The sequence below is a fragment of the Cellulomonas sp. P1_G12_2 genome (genome assembly GCF_056405535.1).
In genome coordinates this window covers 38,106-53,707 of sequence record NZ_JBFUBX010000009.1, presented here as the reverse complement: position 1 = coordinate 53,707, position 15,602 = coordinate 38,106, and the positions used below count along the sequence as shown (strand labels likewise).

General features: G+C 72.9%; 16 protein-coding genes. 6 read left to right on the top strand and 10 right to left on the bottom strand.

The features are described 5' to 3' along the window. Positions 1-83: 83 nt before the first annotated feature. Complete coding sequence (locus AC1DXT_RS19495; RefSeq protein ID WP_477062945.1) at positions 84-1,007, top strand: DMT family transporter; 924 nt, start codon at positions 84-86, stop codon at positions 1,005-1,007. A gap of 64 nt (positions 1,008-1,071) precedes the next feature. Here AC1DXT_RS19495 and AC1DXT_RS19490 read toward each other — a convergent pair whose 3' ends face one another. The 4 genes from AC1DXT_RS19490 to AC1DXT_RS19475 are packed head-to-tail and all read right to left on the bottom strand — an operon-like array spanning position 1,072 to position 5,056. Continuing rightward, the gene (locus AC1DXT_RS19490) at positions 1,072-2,757 is read right to left on the bottom strand and encodes a ribonuclease J (protein WP_421741904.1); all 1,686 of its coding nucleotides are present in this window, start codon (positions 2,755-2,757) and stop codon (positions 1,072-1,074) included. 16 nt (positions 2,758-2,773) lie between these two features. Further along, positions 2,774-3,700, bottom strand: coding sequence for a 4-hydroxy-tetrahydrodipicolinate synthase (dapA, locus tag AC1DXT_RS19485; RefSeq protein WP_477062944.1), 927 nt, complete (start codon positions 3,698-3,700; stop codon positions 2,774-2,776). Positions 3,701-3,749: 49 nt separating this feature from the next. Further along, positions 3,750-4,250, bottom strand: coding sequence for a dihydrofolate reductase (locus AC1DXT_RS19480; RefSeq protein ID WP_477062943.1), 501 nt, complete (start codon positions 4,248-4,250; stop codon positions 3,750-3,752). After that, positions 4,247-5,056: a thymidylate synthase gene (locus AC1DXT_RS19475; RefSeq protein WP_477062942.1), complete on the bottom strand. Its 810-nt coding sequence runs from the start codon at positions 5,054-5,056 to the stop codon at positions 4,247-4,249. Before AC1DXT_RS19475 ends, AC1DXT_RS19480 begins: the two co-directional genes overlap by 4 nt. A gap of 70 nt (positions 5,057-5,126) precedes the next feature. On the opposite strand from AC1DXT_RS19475, the gene AC1DXT_RS19470 reads away from it, so the two are divergent. The 4 genes from AC1DXT_RS19470 (at position 5,127) to AC1DXT_RS19455 (ending at position 8,398) form a co-directional block, all read left to right on the top strand. Continuing rightward, positions 5,127-6,599, top strand: coding sequence for an NAD-dependent succinate-semialdehyde dehydrogenase (locus AC1DXT_RS19470; protein WP_477062941.1), 1,473 nt, complete (start codon positions 5,127-5,129; stop codon positions 6,597-6,599). A 29-nt stretch (positions 6,600-6,628) separates the two neighbouring features. Further along, positions 6,629-7,321 carry an AzlC family ABC transporter permease gene (locus AC1DXT_RS19465; protein ID WP_477062940.1) on the top strand — a complete coding sequence of 231 codons (693 nt, stop codon included), beginning with the start codon at positions 6,629-6,631 and terminating at the stop codon, positions 7,319-7,321. After that, positions 7,318-7,638: an AzlD domain-containing protein gene (locus AC1DXT_RS19460; RefSeq protein WP_477062939.1), complete on the top strand. Its 321-nt coding sequence runs from the start codon at positions 7,318-7,320 to the stop codon at positions 7,636-7,638. The genes AC1DXT_RS19465 and AC1DXT_RS19460 overlap by 4 nt, the downstream gene beginning before the upstream one ends. A 193-nt stretch (positions 7,639-7,831) precedes the next feature. Then, positions 7,832-8,398 carry an N-acetyltransferase family protein gene (locus tag AC1DXT_RS19455; RefSeq protein ID WP_477062938.1) on the top strand — a complete coding sequence of 189 codons (567 nt, stop codon included), beginning with the start codon at positions 7,832-7,834 and terminating at the stop codon, positions 8,396-8,398. On the opposite strand, the gene AC1DXT_RS19450 is transcribed toward AC1DXT_RS19455, so the two are convergent. The 3 genes from AC1DXT_RS19450 to AC1DXT_RS19440 are packed head-to-tail and all read right to left on the bottom strand — an operon-like array spanning position 8,395 to position 10,462. Next, positions 8,395-8,859, bottom strand: a complete 465-nt coding sequence (locus tag AC1DXT_RS19450) for a hypothetical protein (RefSeq protein WP_477062937.1) — start codon at positions 8,857-8,859, stop codon at positions 8,395-8,397. The genes AC1DXT_RS19455 and AC1DXT_RS19450 overlap by 4 nt on opposite strands. Before the next feature lie 2 nt (positions 8,860-8,861). Next, on the bottom strand, positions 8,862-9,617 hold the full coding sequence (gene dapB / locus AC1DXT_RS19445) for a 4-hydroxy-tetrahydrodipicolinate reductase (RefSeq protein ID WP_477062936.1): 756 nt from the start codon (positions 9,615-9,617) through the stop codon (positions 8,862-8,864). A gap of 17 nt (positions 9,618-9,634) precedes the next feature. After that, a complete protein-coding gene (locus AC1DXT_RS19440) occupies positions 9,635-10,462 on the bottom strand; it encodes a hypothetical protein (protein ID WP_477062935.1) in 828 nt (275 codons plus the stop codon). Positions 10,463-10,554: 92 nt separating this feature from the next. Between AC1DXT_RS19440 and AC1DXT_RS19435 the strand changes: the two genes are divergently transcribed. Next, on the top strand, positions 10,555-11,526 hold the full coding sequence (locus AC1DXT_RS19435; protein ID WP_477062934.1) for a hypothetical protein: 972 nt from the start codon (positions 10,555-10,557) through the stop codon (positions 11,524-11,526). Here AC1DXT_RS19435 and AC1DXT_RS19430 read toward each other — a convergent pair. The 3 genes from AC1DXT_RS19430 to rpsO form a co-directional block, all read right to left on the bottom strand. Next, entirely contained in the window at positions 11,482-12,828 is a 1,347-nt protein-coding gene (locus tag AC1DXT_RS19430; protein ID WP_477062933.1) for a M16 family metallopeptidase, read from the bottom strand. The genes AC1DXT_RS19435 and AC1DXT_RS19430 overlap by 45 nt on opposite strands. A gap of 2 nt (positions 12,829-12,830) precedes the next feature. Next, positions 12,831-15,062 (bottom strand): polyribonucleotide nucleotidyltransferase, encoded by a 2,232-nt coding sequence (locus tag AC1DXT_RS19425; RefSeq protein ID WP_477062932.1) that lies wholly within the window; start codon positions 15,060-15,062, stop codon positions 12,831-12,833. Between the two features lie 221 nt (positions 15,063-15,283). Further along, a complete protein-coding gene (gene rpsO, locus AC1DXT_RS19420) occupies positions 15,284-15,553 on the bottom strand; it encodes a 30S ribosomal protein S15 (RefSeq protein ID WP_055922151.1) in 270 nt (89 codons plus the stop codon). Positions 15,554-15,602 lie beyond the last annotated feature (49 nt).

Here is a 15,602-nt window from a genome sequence, read left to right as displayed (position 1 = left end):
GCTGGCGGGCCGACCTCGGGCAGGCGTGTCAGGGGTCGGTCCTACGGTGGCACCATGCGTTCCCGTTCCTGCGCGGTGCCCACGTGAGCCGCCGCGGCTGGCTCCTCCTGGTCGCCGTCGGCGTCATCTGGGGCATCCCGTACCTGCTCATCAAGATCGCCGTCACCGACGTCACGCCGGTCATGGTGGTGTTCGTGCGCACGGCTCTGGGCGCCCTGCTGCTCCTGCCCTTCGCGGTGCGCGGCGGTGGCCTGCGGGTGCTGCGCGGACACTGGCCCGCGGTCCTCGGCTTCGCGGTGCTGGAGATCGTCCTGCCGTGGATCCTGCTCTCGAACGCCGAGCGCACCCTGTCGAGCTCGACCACCGGGCTGCTCGTCGCGACCGTGCCGATCGCTGCGGTGGTGCTGGGAAGGCTGGTCGGCGACCGGCGTCCCGTGGCGCTGATCCGCTGGATCGGTCTGCTCGTGGGCCTCGGCGGCGTCGCCCTGCTGCTCGGACCCGGTGCCGCCGGGGGTGATCCGTGGGCCGTCACCCAGGTGCTGCTCGCGGCGCTCGGGTACGCCACCGCGCCGATCATCGCCGACCGGGCGCTGCGGGACGTCCCCGCGATCCCCCTGACGGCCACGTGCCTCGGCCTCACCGCGCTGGCGTACGCACCCGTGGTGCTCGTGACCGGGCCGCACCCGTGGCCGCCCGTCGACGCCGTGCTCGCCCTCGTCGGTCTCGGCGCCCTGTGCACCGCCCTCGCGTTCGTCCTGTTCTTCCGGCTGATCGTCGAGGTGGGTGCGGCCCGCTCCACGCTCGTCGCCTACCTGAACCCCGTCGTCGCCGTCGCGCTGGGCGCCCTCGTGCTCGACGAGGCGATCACGGCCGGCGTGCTCGGCGCGACCGCGCTGATCCTGCTCGGCTCGGCGGCAGCCTCGCGGCGACCGCGCGAGCCGGACGTCCTGTCGCCGCCCGACGAGAACGTCACCGCCGACGAGGTCACCCGGGTCACGCCGACCTGAGACGGGGTTGACGACGACGGCCCCGCCCTGGCGAGCAGGGCGGGGCCGTCGTGGATCGAGCAGGTCAGGCCTCGACGACCACCGGGATGATCATCGGGCGGCGGCGCAGGCGGTTGGACACCCAGCGGCCGACCACCCGACGCATCACCTGCTGCAGCACGTGCGCGTCGGAGTTCCCGTTGCGCGCCGACTCCTCGAGGGCCGCGGTCAGCTCCGGGAGGATGTCGTCGAACACGGCGTCCTGCTCGGCGAACCCGCGGGCGTGGATCTGCGGGCCGGCCAGCACCTTGCCGTCGGCCGAGCTGACCACCGCGAAGATCGAGATGAACCCCTCGTCCCCGAGGATCCGGCGGTCCTTGAGCTCGACCTCGGTGATCTCCCCGACGCTCGACCCGTCGACGTACACGTACCCGCAGGGCACGGCACCGACGATCCTGGCGCGCCCGTCGACCAGGTCGACCACCACGCCGTCCTCGGCGAGCACCACGCGGTCGGCGGGGATGCCGGTCTGCACCGCGAGCGCCGCGTTGGCCACGAGGTGCCGGATCTCGCCGTGCACGGGCATGACGTTGCGCGGCTTGAGGATGTTGTAGCAGTAGAGGAGCTCGCCGGCGCTGGCGTGCCCGGACACGTGCACCTTCGCGTTGCCGGAGTGCACGACGCGCGCGCCGAGGCGGGTCAGGCCGTTGATCACGCGGAAGACGGCGTTCTCGTTCCCCGGGATCAGCGACGACGCCATGATCACGGTGTCGCCGGGGCCGACCGAGACCTTGTGGTCGTTGTTGGCGATCCGGGACAGCGCGGCCATCGGCTCACCCTGCGACCCGGTGCACATGAGGACGATCTCGTCGTCGCGCAGGGTGTCGACCTGCTTCTGGTCGATGAGCACGCCCTCGGGCACCTTGAGGTAGCCCAGGTCCGCGGCGATGCCCATGTTGCGCACCATCGAGCGACCGACGAGCGCGACCCGGCGGTTGTGCGTGTAGGCGGCGTCGAGCACCTGCTGGACGCGGTGCACGTGCGACGCGAACGACGCGACGATGATCCGCTTGGTCGAGTCGGCGAACACCTGGTCGAGCACGGGCCCGATCCCGCGCTCCTGCGCGACGAACCCAGGCACCTCGGCGTTGGTGGAGTCGACCATGAACAGGTCGACACCCTTCTCGCCGAGCCGCGCGAACGCCCGCAGGTCGGTGATGCGGCCGTCGAGCGGCAGCTGGTCCATCTTGAAGTCGCCGGTGTGCAGCACGGTGCCGGCGGCGGTGTGCACCGCGACCGCGAGCGCGTCCGGGATCGAGTGGTTCACCGCGATGAACTCGCACTCGAACCCGCCGAACGTCGCGGTCTGGCCCTCGCGCACCTCGCGCAGGACAGGCTGGATGCGGTGCTCCTTGAGCTTGGCGTCGATGAACGCCAGCGTGAGCTTGGAGCCGACCAGCGGGATGTTCTTGCGCAGCCGCAGCAGGTACGGGACGGCGCCGATGTGGTCCTCGTGGCCGTGCGTGAGGATGATCGCCTCGATGTCGTCCAGGCGGTCCTTGATGTACTCGAAGTCCGGCAGGATCAGGTCGACGCCGGGCTGGTGGTCCTCGGGGAACAGGACGCCGCAGTCGATGACGAGCAGGCGGCCGTCGTGCTCGAGGACGGCCATGTTGCGGCCGACCTCTCCGAGCCCGCCCAGTGCGACGACGCGCAGGGCGCCGGCGGCGAGAGCCGGGGGCAGGGTGAGCTCGGGATGCGGGTGACTCATGGGGCTCCTGGTGGGATCAGATGCGGTCAGCCGACGTCAAACCGAGCAGCCCGGCGGCCCGCAGGCCGTCGCGGATCAGCGCGAGCTCGTCGTCGGACGCGGGGACGAGCGGGAGGCGCACCGAGCGCTCGGGCAGGACGCCCAGCACCTGGAGCGCGGCCTTAGCGGCGACGGCCTGGAAGCCGGCGCCGTTGAGTGCGTCGATCGCGGGGATGATCGATCGGAAGATGCGGAGGGCCTCGGCGTGGTCGCCGGCGTCGAAGGCGGCGACGATGCCGGCCAGCTGCGGGCCGACGACGTGCCCGGCGACGCTGACGATGCCCGCGGCGCCGTGCGCCAGCAGGGACAGCAGCGCGCTGTCGTCCCCGGAGTACCACCCCAGCCCCGTGGCGGCGATGGCCTTGGCGGCGGCGTAGGTGTCGCCGCCCGCGTCCTTCATGGCCACCACGCGGTCGTGTCCGGCGAGCGCCTCGATCGTGGCGGGCGCGAACCGCACACCGGTGCGGCCAGGGACGTCGTAGAGCATGACGGGCAGGTCGGTGGCGTCCGCGATGGACTCGACGTGCCGGCGCACACCCTCCTGCGAGGGGCGCGAGTAGTAGGGGCTCACGACGAGCAGCCCGTGGGCGCCCGCCTCCGCCGCCTGCTCGGCCATCCGCACGGCGTGCGCGGTGTCGTTGGACCCTGCGCCGGCGAGGATCCACGCGTCCTGGCCGACGGCCTCGACGACGGCCTGGACCAGCTCCGCCTTCTCGGGCGCGTGCGTCGTGGAGGCCTCGCCCGTGGTGCCGTTGAGCACGAGCCCGTCGTTGCCGTGCTCCACCAGGCGCGTGGCCAGCTGCACGGCCCGGGCGAGGTCGACCGCGCCGTCCGCCGTCATCGGCGTGACCATCGCGGTGAGCACGGACCCGAACGGGCGCGTGGGCGTGGAGGTGCGCGGCATGGGGCCACGGTACCGCCCCACGCCTGCCCGCCGTCGTGGGGTCCGCGCGTCAGGCGCGCAGGTACGTCTCGAAGCGGTACCGCGTGCCGCCGGCCGTCGACACGTGCCAGCCGTGGTCGGGGTCCGTGCCGGCGCGCCGCCACGTCGACGGGTCGAGCGCCGGTGCACGGGTGTCGCCGCCGACGTCGAGGGACACGACCGTGACCTCGACGCGCTGGGCCTGCGGCAGGAGCGCGGCGTACACCTCTCCCCCACCGATGACCCAGGCCTCGCGGTCGCCGACCAGCCGCAGCGCCTCGTCGATCCCGCGCACGACCAGCGCACCCGCAGGCTCGAACCCCGGGGTCCGGGACAGGACGATGTTGTCCCGGCCGGGCAGCGGGCGGAAGCGCGGCGGCAGCGAGGCCCAGGTCGCGCGGCCCATGAGCACCGGGTGGCCGCGCGTGAGCTCGCGGAAGTGGGCCATGTCCTCGGGCACGTGCCAGGGCAGGGTGCCGTCGCGGCCGATGACTCCGGTGGGTGTCTGGGCCCAGATGAGCGACAGGCTCACACGGCTACCGGGGCCTTGATCGCCGGGTGGTACTGGTAGTCGACCACCTGCACGTCGTCGAACGTGTAGTCGAACAGGGAGGCGGCCTTGCGCAGCTCGAGCCGCGGTGCGGGGTACGGGGTCCGGCTCAGCTGCTCGCGCACCTGGTCGACGTGGTTGTCGTAGATGTGGCAGTCGCCGCCGGTCCAGACGAAGTCGCCGACGTCGAGCCCGACCTGCTGGGCGACCATGTGGGTGAGCAGTGCGTACGACGCGATGTTGAAGGGCACGCCGAGGAACAGGTCGGCGGAGCGCTGGTACAGCTGGCAGCTCAGCCGGCCGTCCGCGACGTAGAACTGGAAGAACGCGTGGCACGGGGCCAGCGCCATCGAGGGGATGTCCGCGACGTTCCAGGCGGACACGATGTGCCGGCGCGAGTCGGGGTCGCGGCGCAGGTTCTCCAGCAGCTGGGAGATCTGGTCGATGTGGCCGCCGTCGGGCGTCGGCCAGCTGCGCCACTGCACGCCGTACACGGGTCCGAGCTCGCCGTCGGGGCCGGCCCACTCGTCCCAGATGGTGACGTTGTTGTCGCGCAGGTACGCGACGTTGGACTCCCCGCGCAGGAACCAGAGGAGCTCGTGGACGATCGAGCGCAGGTGCACGCGCTTCGTCGTGACCAGCGGGAACCCGGCCGACAGGTCGAACCGCATCTGGTGACCGAACACGCTGCGGGTACCGGTGCCGGTGCGGTCCGCCTTCGGGGTGCCGGTCTCGAGCACGAGCCGCAGGAGGTCCTCGTAGGGGGAAGGCACAGGCGCGTCCGTCATGGCGTCATCGTAGGTCGCGGGCGGACCGAGATCCGTGCGCCAGCGCGGCGTGGACGCGATACTCCTCGGTATGACGCCGCCGTCGCTGCCCCCCACCGTCGCCGCCCACGTCCCCACCGGGGTCCTGATCGACGGGGCCTGGCGCCCCGCGAGCACCGGTCGGACGTTCGAGGTCGCCGACCCCGCCACCACCGAGACGTTGTTCGACGTGGCCGACGGTGGCGAGCAGGACGCGCTCGACGCCCTGACCGCGGCGGACGGTGCGTTCCCCGAGTGGCGAGCGACGGCACCACGGGTGCGGGCCGAGCTGCTGCGGGCGGTCTTCGAGACCCTCACCGCGCGCACCGAGGACATCGCCGCCCTGGTGACGGCCGAGGGCGGGAAGCCGCTCGCCGAGTCCCGCGCCGAGGTGGCCTACGGCGCCGACTACGTCCGGTGGTACTCCGAGCAGGCCGTCCGCTTCGAGGGTCTCGCCCGACGCGCCCCCTCCGGCGCCAACCACCAGCTCGTCCTGCGCCGCCCGGTCGGCCCCGCCCTGCTGATCACGCCGTGGAACTTCCCGATCGCGATGATCGCGCGCAAGGTCGCCCCGGCACTGGCGGCGGGGTGCACGGTCGTCATCAAGCCCGCCCAGCTGACCCCGCTGACCACGGCGTACGTCGCCGAGATCATCCGCGAGGAGCTGGACGGCCGCGGACTGCCGACGGGCGTGATCAACGTGGTGCCGTCGGCGTCGGCCCGGACGATCTCCGGCCCTCTGCTGGCGGACCCGCGGCTGCGCAAGCTCTCGTTCACCGGGTCGACCGAGGTCGGCGCCGCGCTGCTCAAGGCGTCGGCGGACACCATCCTGCGCACCTCGATGGAGCTCGGCGGCAACGCGCCGTTCCTGGTCTTCGAGGACGCCGACATCCCGGCCGCCGTGCAGGGCGCCGTGCAGGCCAAGATGCGCAACGCCGGGCAGACCTGCGTCGCCGCCAACCGGTTCCTCGTGCACGCGTCGGTCGCCGAGGAGTTCACCGCCGGGCTCACGGAGGCGTTCGACAAGCTCGTCGTCGGGCACGGTGCCGACGAGGGCACGACGGTCGGTCCGCTGATCGAGGCCTCCGCCGTCGACCGGGTCGAGGAGGTCGTCGCCGAGGCGGTCGACGCCGGCGCGCGCGTCCGCATCGGTGGTGACCGACCGAACCGGCGGGGCTACTTCTACGCGCCGACCGTCCTCGACCGCGTGTCCGCCGACCTGCGCGTGATCACCGAGGAGACCTTCGGCCCCGTCGCCCCCGTGGTGACGTTCGGCTCGGAGGAGGAGGGCGTCGCGCTCGCCAACTCCACGCCGTTCGGACTGGTGGCGTACGCCTACACGCGGGACATCTCCCGGGTCATGCGGCTGGCGGAGTCCGTGGAGACCGGGATGCTCGGCGTCAACCGCGGCCTCGTGTCGGACGCGAGCGCGCCCTTCGGCGGCGTGAAGTCCTCCGGGCTGGGACGCGAGGGCGGCGAGGCAGGGCTCGAGGAGTATCTCGACAGCGTGTACGTGGCGATCTAGACGGCGGTCCCTGTGTCACAGTGGCCCGCGTGACACGGGACGACGAGGGACGGGCAGCCGTCCGGCAGGCCGTCTCGGTGTCGCTGGCCACCGGCCTGTACGGCGTCTCGTTCGGCGCCCTGGCCGTCGCTGCCGGGCTCTCCGTGCCGCAGGCGATGGCCCTCAGCCTGCTCATGTTCTCGGGCGGCTCGCAGTTCGCGTTCATCGGCGTCGTCGGTGCCGGCGGGCTCGCGGGCGCGGCCATCGCGACCGCCGGGCTGCTCGGCGTGCGCAACGGGCTGTACGGGCCGCAGGTCGCGCCCCTGATCGACTCCCGCGGCTGGCGCCGGCCGCTGGCCGCGCAGCTGACCATCGACGAGTCCACCGCCGTCGCGACCGCGCACAAGGCGCCGCACGCGGCTCAGTTCGGCTTCTGGTGGACCGGCGTGGGCGTGTTCGTGCTCTGGAACATCTTCACCTTCGTCGGCGCGGTGGCGGGCGACCGCATGGGCGACCCGGCGAAGTACGGCCTCGACGCGGCCGCCGCCGCCGCGTTCCTCGGCCTGGTGTGGCCACGGGTCACGGGTGCCGGGTCCGGGCTGGCGCAGACGGTGGCCGTCGGAGCCGTCGTCGTCGCGCTCGCGCTCACCCCCCTCGTGCCGGCGGGCATCCCCGTGCTGCTCGCCGCGGTGGTCGCCATCGTCGCGGGCCTCCTCGCGCGCGAGCCGGAGCCGGTCGCATGAGCTCCGTCGGGACATGGATCGCGCTCCTGGCGGCCAGCGCCGTCGTGTTCGCCCTCAAGCTGGCCGGCCACCTGGCGCCCAAGCACTGGCTCGCCGAGCCGCGCGTCGCGCGCACCGCCGCCCTGGTCACCGTGGCGTTGCTGTCCGCGCTGGTCGCCGTCCAGACCGCCACCCGCGGGAACGAGCTCGTGCTCGACGCCCGCCTGCCCGCGCTCGTCGTCGCCGCGATCGCGCTCGCCCTGAAGGCGCCGTTCATCGTCGTCGTCCTGCTCGCCGCGGTCACCGCGGCGGTGCTCCGCGCCCTGGGCATGCCGTGAGACTCGCGGGCACGATCGGCGACACTTGACCGTGGGGTGTCCGACCACCCCCGCCGGCGCAGCGGTCCGCGCGCCCGGCACGCACACGTCTCGGAGGACCCGTGGCCACTCCCGCCCAGCGCAGCTCGCTCGGCTCGCCCATGCTGATTCCCGCCCTCCCGGCCGCCGCGACCCGTGAGATGGTCACCGTCTGATGCCCCTGTTCAGTGAGAACGCCGACGTCTCCGTCCGGCCCGCGGTCCGGGGCGACGAGCACGCGATCGCCCACCTCCAGGTCGAGGCGTGGCGGGTGTCGCACGCCGAGGTCCTGGGGCTGGGCGCGCTCGACCAGCTCGACACGTCGGCGATCGAGGCGCAGTGGGCGGCCGCGGTCACCGCCCCGCCCGGCGCGGGCTACCGCGTGCTGGTCGCCTGCGACGGTCCGACGGTCGTCGGCGTCGTCTCGGTCGCGCCGGTCCCGACGACGGAGGACCGACCGTTCGACGCTCCGGGCGGCGCGATCCTCGCGCTGGAGGTCGAGCCCGCGCACCAGCGGGTGGGTCACGGGTCGAGGCTGCTCGCCGCCGCGGTCGACACGCTCCGCGAGGACGGCGCCGACCAGGTGCACACGTGGGTGCTGGACGGCGACGAGGCTCGCGCCCGGTTCTTGTCGTCGGCCGGCCTCGGACCCGACGACGTCGCGCGTGAGCTCGTCTCCGGGCGCATGCCCGACGGCTCCACGCGCACGGTGACCGAGCACCGCTGGTCGGCCTCGATCTAGCCCCGGTGCAGGCGGCTGGCCGTGCGCAACGACTCGCGCGCGCGTCGCCGGTCCCCCGCCGCGTCGTACGCGAACGCCAGGTGGTACCAGGAGCGCCAGTCGTCCGGCTCGGCCTCGGCGAGCTCGCGGGCCGGCTCGAACGCCTCGCGCGCGGCCGCGCGGTCGATGCGCCCGCCGGGTGAGCGCGGCAGGTCGTCGATCGGCAGCTCGTCGGCCGCGGCGAGCTCGTCGGCCATCCGCTGCACGTCGATAGCCAGCCGCCACTCCCGAGCCACCAGCCAGATCACCAGCGGCGGCAGGATCCAGAACGCGATCCCCAGACCGACGCCCACGGGCTCCCCGGTGCGGACCAGGGCCGTCGCCCGGGTGGCGACCAGCCACACGTACAGGCCCAGCAGGCCGGTGAGGGCCACGGCGCCGGCGAGGGACGCCCAGCGGAGCCGGCTCGAGCGCGCTGCCACGATCAGGCCAGGTCGAGCAGGTGGTCGAGCCCGACGGTGAGCCCCGGCCGCGAGCCCACCTGGCGGACGGCCAGCAGGACACCGGGCATGAAGCTCACGCGGTCGAACGAGTCGTGCCGGATGGTCAGCTGCTCGCCCGCGTTGCCCAGCAGGATCTCCTCGTGCGCGACCAGCCCCCGGAGGCGCACGGCGTGCACCCGGACACCGTCGACGTCCGCGCCCCGCGCCCCCTCGAGCGTCTGCGTGGTGGCGTCCGGCACGGGCCCGAGACCCGCGGCCGCGCGGGCCGCCGCGATCGCCGTCGCGGTGTGCCGCGCGGTGCCCGAGGGCGCGTCGACCTTGTCCGGGTGGTGCAGCTCGATCACCTCGACGGACTCGAACCAGCGCGCCGCCTTCGCCGCGAACGCCATGGCCAGGACGGCGCCGAGCGCGAAGTTCGGGGCGACCAGCACACCGACGCCGGGGCGGTCGGCCAGATGGTCCCGCACGCGCGAGAGCGACTCATCGTCCCACCCGGTGGTGCCGACGACCAGGTGCACCCCGGCATCGACGAGCGCGTGCACGTTGCCCTCGGTGACGGCGGGGACCGTGAAGTCGACGGCGACCTGCGCGCCCGCGTCGACGACTGCGGACAGGTCCCCGTCGGCGTCGACGGTGGCGACGAGGTCGAGGTCAGGGGCGTCCTCGACGGCCCGGACGACGGTCGCTCCCATGCGTCCCGCCGCGCCCAGCACGGCCACCCTGATGCGCTCGCTCACGAGGAGAAACCCTAACGTCAGGCGGCGACCCCGAGCGCCGCGGCGATGCCCTCCTCCAGGCGTCGCAGCTCCACGTGCGTCAGCCCCGTGAACCGCTCCACCTCCCGCGGCGGGTAGCCGGCGCGCAGATACCACCGCAGGACGGCCAGCGCGTCGCCCGGTCGCACCGGACCAGGACCGACCGCATCCCGCACGAACGCCGAGAACCGGACCGCGGCCAGGAACGCCTCCGGGGTGATGCCGAGCGTCTGCTCCACCTCCCGGTAGAGGACCCCGACCGCGAGGTCGGCCTCGCGCGCGAGGTCCGACGCCCGGACGAGGCCGCGCTGGGCGATCACGCTGCGCAGCACCGGCGCGATCGCGTCGAGCGGCGAGCCGAGGAGGGGAACCACCGCGTGGGCCGCCACCGCAGCGCCCAGCAGAGCAGCTGCGTCGGCGTCGCGCCCCTGCTCGAGGGCGGCGACGCACTCGTCCTGCACGTGGGCGCCCAGCACGGAGGACACCGAGACGGGATCGTGGGCCGGTGCGCGCACGCCCATCCGTGCGAGCGCGACCGGGTCCAGCTGCGCACCGAGCCGGACGGCGGGGCCGACCTGCTCGCGGACGAACGCCCGGTCGGCGAGCCCGCGGATGCCGCTGCTGTCGGGCGTGCGCGCGAGCGTGTGGGGGTCGATGTGCTCACCGGGCGTGCCGACTGCCACCGTGACGAGCCCGTGCCCGTCGGGCAGCAGCACCTCCCGCTCGACGGCGCCCTCGGCGAGGCGCACCACCCAGAGGTGCTCGACGATCCCGTGCGCGCTCGGCGGAGGCGGGTACCGGTGGTAGACGACCTGGTCGGGGGCCATGCCTCATCATCGCGCGTCAGGGCTCGCGCCACGCGGGTCGGGCGCACTCAAGTGCGGCGACGCGGATCCCGATGACCTTGCACGTGCCTCTCATGCCCTTCCCTGGTCCTGGGCGTCACGTCGCCGTCCGGACGCTGGGGATGGTCGGTGCGGGAGTCCTCGCCACCGCCCTCGCCCTGCTCCGGTGGTACGACGCGCTGGATCAGGCGGCCTACGACGGGACGTGGCCTCCGCTGACGCTGGCGGAGCTCCTCGGCAGCTCGGCGCGGTGGGCGCTGTCGGTGACGATCTGGTGCGCGGTCTGCTGGGTCGCGGTCGTCGCCACCCGGCCACCCCGACGCGGGCTCACCACCACGGTCGCGGTCTCGGTCGTCGTCGCCTGGACCGCGCTCGGTGCCCGCTCCGCGTTCGGCGACGGTTCCGGCTGGTGGTTGCCGTGGTGGCCGGGACCGGTCAGTCCGACGCGCACGATCCCCGATCTCGCACGACCCGCAATCGACGCGGTCGTCGTCGCCCCCGGCGTCCTCATGCCGGTCGTCCTGCTCGCGGCCGTCGCGGCGACGTGCATGGTCGCCGCCCGGCAGCCCGGCCCGGCGGTGGTGCGCCCACGGCGGCCCGCCCGGGCGTGGGGCCTCGCCGCCTTCGCCCTGGGACTGCCCGCGACGAGCATCGTCGCTCTGAGCCTGTATCCCACGATCGCGACGGACGACGGCCTGCCGCTGTCGCAGCGGGTCGGCTCCGCGGTCATCGACCCTGGCGCCGCACTGCTCGTGGCGGCGGTCGCGGCCGCTCTGCTCGTCGGGCGGGGGCCTGGCGGGACCCTGGTCGCGGTCGCCGTCGGGCTGTCGGTGACGGCACCACGCGCGGTCGACTGGTACAGAGGCGGCGACGACTATCTGCTGGCGACCGCGGCGCTCGGGGCGTTGGCGATCGCCGTGGCCGGGCTCGTCGGCCCGACGGCCGCGGCGCTCACCCGGCTCGACGCCGGGCGACGACCGACCGTCCCGGCGTACGGCGGGTCAGTCGCCGAAGGGGCCGACGCGGACGATCGAGCGCGGACGTGACGCCAGCTCGGCGGCCAGCTCCTGCACGTCCTGGACGGTGACCGAGCGGATCAGGTCGAGCGACTCGTCGATGCTCAGCAGCGACCCGTGCACCAGCTCGGACTTGCCGAGCCGGCTCATGCGCGAGCCCGAGTCCTCCATGCCGAGCACCAGCCCGCCGGAGAGCTGGCCCATGGACCGCTCCAGCTCGGCCTGCGTGATCGGCGCGTCGGCCATCCGCTCCCACTCCGCGACCATGAGGGCGACGACCTCGTCGACCTTGCCGGGCGTGCACCCGGCGTAGAGGCCGAAGACACCAGTGTCGGCGTGCCCGGAGGCGAAGGAGTACGTGGAGTAGGCCAGCCCGCGGCGCTCGCGGATCTCCTGGAACAGCCGCGACGACATGCCGCCGCCGAGCACCGCGTTGAGCACCGACAGGGTGAACCGCTTCGGGTCCGTGGCCGTGAGCGACGTCCCGCCGATGATGACGTTGGCCTGCTCGGTCTGCCGGCGGATCGTCAGCTCGACGCCCTCCGCCGGGATGCCGTCGTGCCCGGCCTGCACGGCGACGTCGGTGAGGACGCGCCGGCTGCGCGGCTCGGCACCGGCGTCGAGCGGCCAGCCACCGGTGGTCAGCGCCTCCTCGACCTGCGCGCACAGCACGTCGTGGTCGACTCCCCCGGCGGCCGTGACGACCAGCGTCGAGGGGCGGTAGTGCTCGCGGTAGTGCTCCCACACCGCGTCGCGCGGGACGGCGCGGATGGTCTCGGGGGTGCCGCCGATGGGCCGGCCGAGCGCGTGGGCGCCCAGCACCGCGGCGGCGAACTGCTCGTGCACGACGTCGCTGGGGTCGTCGTCGTTCATGGCGAGCTCTTCGAGGATCACGCCGCGCTCGGTCTCGAGCTCGTCGGTGTCCAGGCGCGCGGAGGTGACCATGTCCGCGATGACGTCGACCGCCATCGGGAGGTCCGTGTCGAGCACCCGTGCGTAGTAGCAGGTGTGCTCCTTGCCGGTGGCGGCGTTGGCCTCACCACCGACGGCGTCGAACGCCTCCGCGATGTCCATCGCGGTGCGGCGCGCGGTGCCCTTGAACAGCAGGTGCTCGAGGAAGTGCGTCGAGCCGTGGTGACCGTCGGACTCGTCGCGCGAGCCGACCCCCACCCACGCGCCCACGGTCGCCGAGCGCAGGCCCGGCATGTGCTCCGTGAGCACGCGGACCCCGCCGGGCAGGACGGAACGACGCACGATGGCGTCGCCGTCCTGCCCGACGGACTGCTCGGCCCCGGGCTGACCCGGGCGGACGAGCGGGAGGTCCAGGGGCATCGTCAGGCGTCGACCGGCTCGGAGGCGTCCTCGGCCGGAGCGTCGGCCTGCTCACCCTCGATGACCGCGTGCAGCGACAGCTTGCCGCGCGGGTCGATCTCGCCGATCTCGACCTGGACCTTCTGGCCCACGGCCAGGACGTCCTCGACGTTCTCGACGCGACGACCACCGACGAGCTTGCGGATCTGCGAGATGTGCAGCAGACCGTCCTTGCCCGGCGAGAGCGAGATGAACGCGCCGAACGTCGTGGTCTTGACGACCGTGCCGACGAAGCGCTCCCCGATCTCGGGCATGTGCGGGTTGGCGATCGCGTTGATCGCCGCACGCGCGGCCTCCGCCGACGGACCGTCGGTGGCGCCGATGTAGACCGTGCCGTCGTCCTCGATGGAGATGTCGGCGCCGGTCTCCTCCTGGATCTGGTTGATCATCTTGCCCTTCGGCCCGATGACCTCGCCGATCTTGTCGACCGGGACCTTCACCGTGATGACGCGAGGAGCGAACGGGCTCATCTCGTCGGGCACGTCGATCGCCTCGGCGATGACGTCGAGGATCGCCAGGCGAGCCTCCTTCGCCTGCGTCAGCGCGCCGGCCAGCACCGAGGCGGGGATGCCCTCGAGCTTGGTGTCGAGCTGGATGGCCGTGACGAACTCGCGGGTACCGGCGACCTTGAAGTCCATGTCACCGAACGCGTCCTCCGCACCGAGGATGTCCGTGAGGGCGGCATAGCGCGTCTCACCGTTCACCGTGTCGGAGACGAGGCCCATCGCGATGCCGGCGACCGGGGCGCGCAGCGGCACACCGGCGTTGAGCAGCGACAGGGTCGACGCGCAGACCGAGCCCATCGACGTCGACCCGTTGGAGCTCAGCGCCTCGGAGACCTGGCGGATGGCGTAGGGGAACTCCTCGCGGCTGGGCAGGACCGGCATGAGCGCGCGCTCGGCGAGCGCCCCGTGGCCGATCTCGCGACGCTTCGGCGAACCGACGCGACCCGTCTCGCCCGTGGAGTAGGGCGGGAAGTTGTAGTTGTGCATGTAGCGCTTGCGCGTCTCCGGGGAGAGCGTGTCGAGCTGCTGCTCCATCCGGAGCATGTTCAGCGTGGTGACGCCCAGGATCTGGGTCTCGCCGCGCTCGAAGATCGCCGAGCCGTGCACGCGAGGCAGGACCTCGACCTCGGCCGAGAGCGTGCGGATGTCCCGCAGGCCACGGCCGTCGATGCGGAAGCCGTCCGTGAGGATGCGCTGGCGGATGAGCTTCTTCTGCACCGAGCGGTACGCGGCGGAGAGCTCCTTCTCGCGACCCTCGAACTGCTCGGAGAGCTGCGCGACGACCTCGGCCTTGATCTCGTCGAGGCGGTTCTCGCGGTTCTGCTTGTCCGCGATGCCCAGCGCGTCGCTCAGCGACTGCGTCGAGGCAGCCTCGACGGCTGCGTAGGCGTCGTCCTGGTAGTCCGGGAACGTCGGGAACGCCTGGGTCTCCTTGGCGGCCTTCGACGCCAGCTCCTGCTGGGCCTGGACGAGCACCTTGATGAAGGGCTTCGCCGCCTCGATGCCCTGCGACACGATCTCCTCCGTGGGGGCGGTGCCACCCTCGAACTTGATGATGTTCCAGGACTTCTCGGGCGCCTCGGCCTCGATCATGGCGATCGCGACGTCGTCACCCACGACGCGGCCGGCGACGACCATGTCGAACGTCGCGCGCTCGCGCTCGGAGTACCGCGGGAACGCGACCCACTGGCCCTCGACGAGCGCGACGCGCACACCGGCGACCGGGCCGGAGAACGGCAGGCCCGACAGCTGCGTCGAGATGGACGCGGCGTTGATGGCGAGCGTGTCGTACGAGTCGTCCGGGTGGATCGACAGGACGGTGATGACGACCTGGACCTCGTTGCGCAGGCCCTTGACGAACAGGGGACGCAGCGGGCGGTCGATCAGACGGCACGCGAGGATGGCCTCGGTGCTCGGGCGACCCTCACGGCGGAAGAACGAGCCGGGGATCTTGCCGGCGGCGTACGACCGCTCCTCGACGTCGATCGTCAGCGGGAAGAAGTCGAACTGCTCCTTCGGGTGCTTGCCGGCCGTGGTGGCGGCGAGCAGCGTCGTCTCGCCGTCCAGGTAGGCGACGGCGGCACCGGCGGCCTGCTTGGCGATGCGGCCGGTCTCGAAGCGGACGGTGCGGGTGCCGAAGCGACCGTTGTCGATCAGTGCCTCAGCGAACTGGATCTCGGGACCCTCCATGGGTGCCCTCCTCTTTCTAGAAGGCGCCGGCCGTCCGCGAGCGATCTTCGATCGAGGCCACCGGACGCGCCGTGCGGAGCTTCCGGAAGCCACTACCGAGGACCGGACCGAGCGGACCGACGCGGTGTGTACTGCTGGTCGTGCGGGTCGTGCCGTGGGGCAGCGTGCCGTGACGACACACCAGCCCGGACCCATCAGCGGGTCCGGGCTGGTGCGAGGCGTTATCGGCGCAGGCCGAGCTTCTCGATGAGGCTGCGGTAGCGGTTGATGTCGACCTTCTGGAGGTAACCCAGCAGGCGACGACGCTTGCCGACGAGAAGCAGCAGGCCGCGGCGGCTGTGGTGGTCGTGCTTGTGGGTCTTGAGGTGCTCCGTGAGGTCCTTGATGCGCTGCGTGAGCATCGCGATCTGGACCTCGGGGGAACCGGTGTCACCCTCGTGGGTGGCGTGTTCGGTCATGATGGACTGCTTGACGGCACTTTCGAGCGGCACGGTTCTCCAGGTTGTCTCGTTGCGCGGTGCGCCGGGGCATGTCCACCCG

What these genes read in the sequence shown, in the direction of transcription:
- AC1DXT_RS19490 (WP_421741904.1), bottom strand. Translation starts at nt 2,757, where the DNA reads ATGAGTCACCCGCATCCCGAGCTCACCCTGCCCCCGGCTCTCGCCGCC.
- dapA (WP_477062944.1), bottom strand. Translation starts at nt 3,700, where the DNA reads ATGCCGCGCACCTCCACGCCCACGCGCCCGTTCGGGTCCGTGCTCACC.
- AC1DXT_RS19475 (WP_477062942.1), bottom strand. Translation starts at nt 5,056, where the DNA reads ATGACGGACGCGCCTGTGCCTTCCCCCTACGAGGACCTCCTGCGGCTC.
- AC1DXT_RS19470 (WP_477062941.1), top strand. Translation starts at nt 5,127, where the DNA reads ATGACGCCGCCGTCGCTGCCCCCCACCGTCGCCGCCCACGTCCCCACC.
- AC1DXT_RS19460 (WP_477062939.1), top strand. Translation starts at nt 7,318, where the DNA reads ATGAGCTCCGTCGGGACATGGATCGCGCTCCTGGCGGCCAGCGCCGTC.
- AC1DXT_RS19455 (WP_477062938.1), top strand. Translation starts at nt 7,832, where the DNA reads ATGCCCCTGTTCAGTGAGAACGCCGACGTCTCCGTCCGGCCCGCGGTC.
- AC1DXT_RS19440 (WP_477062935.1), bottom strand. Translation starts at nt 10,462, where the DNA reads ATGGCCCCCGACCAGGTCGTCTACCACCGGTACCCGCCTCCGCCGAGC.
- AC1DXT_RS19435 (WP_477062934.1), top strand. Translation starts at nt 10,555, where the DNA reads ATGCCCTTCCCTGGTCCTGGGCGTCACGTCGCCGTCCGGACGCTGGGG.
- AC1DXT_RS19430 (WP_477062933.1), bottom strand. Translation starts at nt 12,828, where the DNA reads ATGCCCCTGGACCTCCCGCTCGTCCGCCCGGGTCAGCCCGGGGCCGAG.
- AC1DXT_RS19425 (WP_477062932.1), bottom strand. Translation starts at nt 15,062, where the DNA reads ATGGAGGGTCCCGAGATCCAGTTCGCTGAGGCACTGATCGACAACGGT.